This window comes from Corallococcus exercitus (assembly GCF_003611585.1).
Classification (GTDB): Bacteria; Myxococcota; Myxococcia; order Myxococcales; family Myxococcaceae; genus Corallococcus; species Corallococcus exercitus.
The window spans coordinates 1-4,020 of record NZ_RAVW01000614.1; the positions used below are offsets into that span (position 1 = coordinate 1).

The window sequence follows — 4,020 nt, forward strand, 5'->3', positions numbered from 1 at the left end:
TACGTGGCGAAGGGCGAGGAGCCCAGCAGCACCCCCGCCAGCGCCAGCGCCGTGGAGCGCCGCACCCGGCCCACCGCGCGCGTGATGAACGGCTGCAGCGCGACGATGAGCACGCCGTTGACCGCCATCACCAGGCCGTAGTCCGCGGGCGTCAGGCCCCGTGCGGACAGCGTCAGCGGCAGGCTCAGGGTGCTCTGGAAGAAGAGCAGCGCCAGCGCGAAGATGGGCAGGCAGAAGGCCAGGTACACGCCGTCGCGGAACGGCGTCAGCAGGTCCCCCAGCGTGGAGCGGGCCTTGCGCTCCGTGGACGCCTGCGGCCGCGTCTCCGGCACGAACGCCCAGACGCAGCAGCCGTAGAGGAACGTCGTCACCGCGTCCGCGATGAAGAGCAGCCGGTAGCCCAGCCCCGCCAGCAGGCCCGCCAGCGGCAGCGCGATGGCGAAGCCCAGGTTGATGACCCAGTAGAGCATCCCGTACGCGCGCGCCCGGTCCCGGGGCGGCACCACGTCCGCCACCGCCGCGGACACCGCCGGCCGGTACAGGTCCCCCAGGATGCCCAGCATGAAGGCCGCCACCGCGATGCGTCCCGGCGTCTCCGAGAAGCCGATGAACAGCATCGCCCCCGAGCCCAGCCACAGGCCCCCCGCGAGCGTCAGCCTGCGGCCCACCCGGTCCGCGAGCATGCCGCCCAGGGGCGCCGCCATCACCGCGCCCGCGCCGTTGAGCGCCACGATGAAGCCCGTCTGCTCCACACTGAAGCCACGCTCGCGCGTCAGGTAGAGCGCCAGGAAGGGCGCGACGAACGACCCCAGCCGGTTCACGAAGGTGCCCACCCACAGGACCCAATACGTCCGTGGCAGGCCACCCCCGCCCAGCGCTCTCAACACCGTGGCAACGGGATTCATGGCGAATGCCCGACGGCCGTGGGGAGGAAGGACTGACCGGGGCGCCGCCAGCATGCGCCCGCGCCCCGCGCGTTTCCATGCCCGCTCCGTCACAACCCGGCGGTTGGAGCCGGTTGGAGCTTCATGCATTCCAGCCGCGCGCGAAACGCGACTTCCCCGCGCGTGTCCTCAAGGCGCTGGACATCGCTGGCGGGCTCCTCCAGGTTGCCGCGCCAATCCACACCTGGGAAGGCGGGCGCGAGGCGGGCATGGGGCAGGTCATCGGACTCCTGGGGGTGTGCCTGGTGCTGGGCGTGCTGGCGCGCAGGAGCGGCCGGTTCCCCGAAGGGACGGCGCCCGCGTTCAACGCCTTCCTCCTCAACGTGTCCCTGCCCGCGCTGGTGCTGCGCGCCATGCACCGGCTGGAGTTCGCGCCCGGGCTGATGGTGGCCGCCGTGGCGCCGTGGCTGCTCTTCGGGGGGGCGGTGCTGTTCCTGCGGCTGCTCGGGCCCCGGCTGGGCCTGTCGCGCGAGTCCGTGACGGCGCTCATCCTCACCGCGGGGCTGGGCAACACGGCCTTCGTGGGCCTGCCCATGGCCACGGCGCTGCTGGGGCCCGCGAGTGTGGCGGTGGCGGTGGTGGTGGATCAGCTGGGCTCGTTCATGGTGCTGGCGACGCTCGCCACGCTGACGGCGGCGAGGGCCCGCGCCCGGTCGGCGCTGTCCGCGCGCACGCTCGTGCGCAAGGTGCTGGTGTTCCCCCCGTTCCAGGCGCTGGTGTTGGCGCTGGTGCTGCGGCCCTTCGCCTTCCCGGACTGGCTGGAGGCGGTGCTGCAACGGCTGGGCGACCTGCTCACGCCGCTGGCGCTGTTCATCGTGGGCTTCCAGCTGCGGCTCCAGGGGCTGCGTCCGCGCGCACCGGCGCTCGTGCTGGGGCTGTCCTACAAGCTGGTGCTCGCGCCGCTGGCGGTGCTGGGCCTGCTGACGTTCGTGCCGGGGCTGGCGCTGGTGGTGAGGCAGACCACCGTGCTTCAGATCGCCATGGCGCCCATGGTGACGGCGGCCATCCTCGCCGCCGAGCACGAGCTGGATCCGGAGCTGGCGGTGCTGATGGTGGGCGTGGGCATTCCGCTGTCGTTCCTCAGCGCGCCGCTGCTCCTGTCCCTGGTGCACTGACGCTCAGTGCACCAGGAAGGGACGCTCGGGTTCAGGCGAGCGCCGTGGTCTCGAAGGAGAGCTCGACGCCGTTGGGCTTCACCTTCATCTGCGGACGCGACAGCACGTGACAGTGGGGGCAGTAGCCATGGGCTCCTGCTGGCGTGGCCCGGATGGAGACCGCGCCGCCACACATCATGCAGCCCTCGGGAAGATCGAAGTCCGCGAACCGCTCTCCGTTCTGGGTCTCGAATTGGGTCATGCCATTGAGTTAACGCAGGATCCGCCCGACACAAGCAGACCGGCATCGCCCCGCGGGGACTTGGTGGGCGCCCCGCCCCACCTCTCGGGGACAGAAGGCGGCCCTCCAGGGCAGCCTGCAAACGTTACCGGTCCCCCTCCGACTGCTCACCCGCTGACACCGCAACCCGTTGGGCAGCCTTGCAGGCGCTGGCACGGAGATCGCATTTCCTTGAACGACAACGGGACGGGGGAGGCGTGGATGGGTGCAGGGAACACAGTGAAGGTCATGTGCGACCCGAAAGGCTGGCGGGTGGAGGTGGCCCACGCGGGGGGCGTGCGGCGGTACCGGTACGGCAGCGAGTCCCAGGCGCGCTACTTCGCCGCGGTGTTCGAGCTGGGGCCGAGCGTGCTGCCTCCCAAGAACCATGCGCGAAGGCGGCGGCAGCCCAGCTTGCCTCTACACAACGAGGTCTCTTTCGGAGAGGCTTGGCTGCATGAGTGATGCTCCCAAGCCCAAGCCCTTCATCCTCCCCAACCGGCAGCACGTGACCAAGGAGCCGGATCCGGGTGGCCGCTGGTCCGCGCAGTTCCCGGACACCATCGGCTACACCAGCCAGGGCGGCGGCAAGGTGCCGGCCGACTTCGGGTGGAACACCAATCCCAAGCAGTGGCAGGAGGAGATGACCCCGGACACGCTGGCGGCGCGCTTCGAGGAGCTGCGCGTGCTGCCTCCGAAGAAGGACGTCCCCGTGCTGCCCGCGCCCACGCCGGCCTCGCCCACGAAGACCTGAAGCGCCTGGCCGTCCGCTTCCAGGGCCCTGAAGCATCGGGGCCCTGTCGAAGCACGGGCTCGTCAGCTGAACGGCAGGCTGGCCAGGCGCTCGCGGAAGCGGGCCAGCAGGTCGCGCGCACCCGCCTCATTGAGCCCCTCCGCGGCCTCCTGACGGCCCTTGCGCAGGAAGGCGTCGAAGGGCGCCGAGCGGCCGGAGAGCGCGCCCGCGGCCGTCACCGCCTCCTCCAGGACGCGCGCCGCGCCCGGGGAGCCCAATTCCAGGTGCATGTCCACCTGCTCCAGCCGGACGCCGCTCGCGGCCCACACGGCGCGGTCGTGCACGGTGAGCCACGTGCGCGTCAGCTCCTCCATCGCTTCATCCAGCAGCGCGAGGAAGGGCTCCACGAGTCCGGGCAGCACCTCCGGCCCCAGCGCGGGCTGCGTGCCCGCCTGGCGCAGCCGGCCGCGCGCCGCGACGATTTCGCGCTTGGTGGGCGTCTTCAGCGCGAGCGACGCGGGCAGGGACACGAACGCGGCCAGGCTCTCCTCGGCCTGCCTCGCCAGCGCGGGGCGCTGCGCGTCCGTCGCCTTCGCGGCGCGCTCCAGCCGGCCCTGCAGTGAACGGCGCAGGTCCGCCGCCGCGCCGCGCAGGGCCACGCGCGCGCCCACCTGGTTCGCGTAGCCGGGCACCACGTCCTCGCGGCGCACGTCCGCGAAGGCCGCGGCGGTGAGGTACACGAGGTCGCCGATGCGGTTGCGGAAGTCCGCGCGCGACGCGGCCAGCTCCGACATCAGCGTCCAGCGGTCGCTCACCACCTCCGGCCGGCGCATCTGCACGCCCAGCTCCTGCACGCGCTTGGACAGCCGCTCCGCGCTGGCGTGCAGCACGGCCTCCGCTTCCTGCGACAGGCGCTCGTCGGAGCTCGCGGGGGGCGGGGCCCAGCCGCCGTCGTTGGACGCGGCGGGG

The 4,020-nt window shown here is 72.3% G+C and carries 6 protein-coding genes; 3 read left to right on the forward strand and 3 right to left on the reverse strand.

The window, feature by feature from the left end:
• Positions 1-905, reverse strand: a 905-nt coding sequence (locus D7W79_RS39615; protein WP_147442294.1) for an MFS transporter, incomplete at its 3' end; no start/stop codon positions are given.
• Positions 906-1,153: 248 nt separating this feature from the next.
• Between D7W79_RS39615 and D7W79_RS39620 the strand changes: the two genes are divergently transcribed.
• Positions 1,154-2,059: an AEC family transporter gene (locus tag D7W79_RS39620; RefSeq protein ID WP_120530402.1), complete on the forward strand. Its 906-nt coding sequence runs from the start codon at positions 1,154-1,156 to the stop codon at positions 2,057-2,059.
• A gap of 31 nt (positions 2,060-2,090) precedes the next feature.
• Here the strand turns inward: D7W79_RS39620 and D7W79_RS39625 are convergent, their stop codons facing one another.
• Complete coding sequence (locus D7W79_RS39625; RefSeq protein ID WP_120530399.1) at positions 2,091-2,300, reverse strand: hypothetical protein; 210 nt, start codon at positions 2,298-2,300, stop codon at positions 2,091-2,093.
• Between the two features lie 267 nt (positions 2,301-2,567).
• On the opposite strand from D7W79_RS39625, the gene D7W79_RS39630 reads away from it, so the two are divergent.
• Both D7W79_RS39630 and D7W79_RS39635 read left to right on the forward strand, forming a co-directional pair.
• A complete protein-coding gene (locus tag D7W79_RS39630; protein ID WP_244222235.1) occupies positions 2,568-2,783 on the forward strand; it encodes a hypothetical protein in 216 nt (71 codons plus the stop codon).
• Entirely contained in the window at positions 2,776-3,072 is a 297-nt protein-coding gene (locus D7W79_RS39635; RefSeq protein ID WP_120530400.1) for a hypothetical protein, read from the forward strand. The genes D7W79_RS39630 and D7W79_RS39635 overlap by 8 nt, the downstream gene beginning before the upstream one ends.
• A gap of 62 nt (positions 3,073-3,134) precedes the next feature.
• On the opposite strand, the gene D7W79_RS39640 is transcribed toward D7W79_RS39635, so the two are convergent.
• On the reverse strand, positions 3,135-4,020 hold an 886-nt coding region (locus D7W79_RS39640), incomplete at its 5' end, for a hypothetical protein (protein ID WP_120530401.1).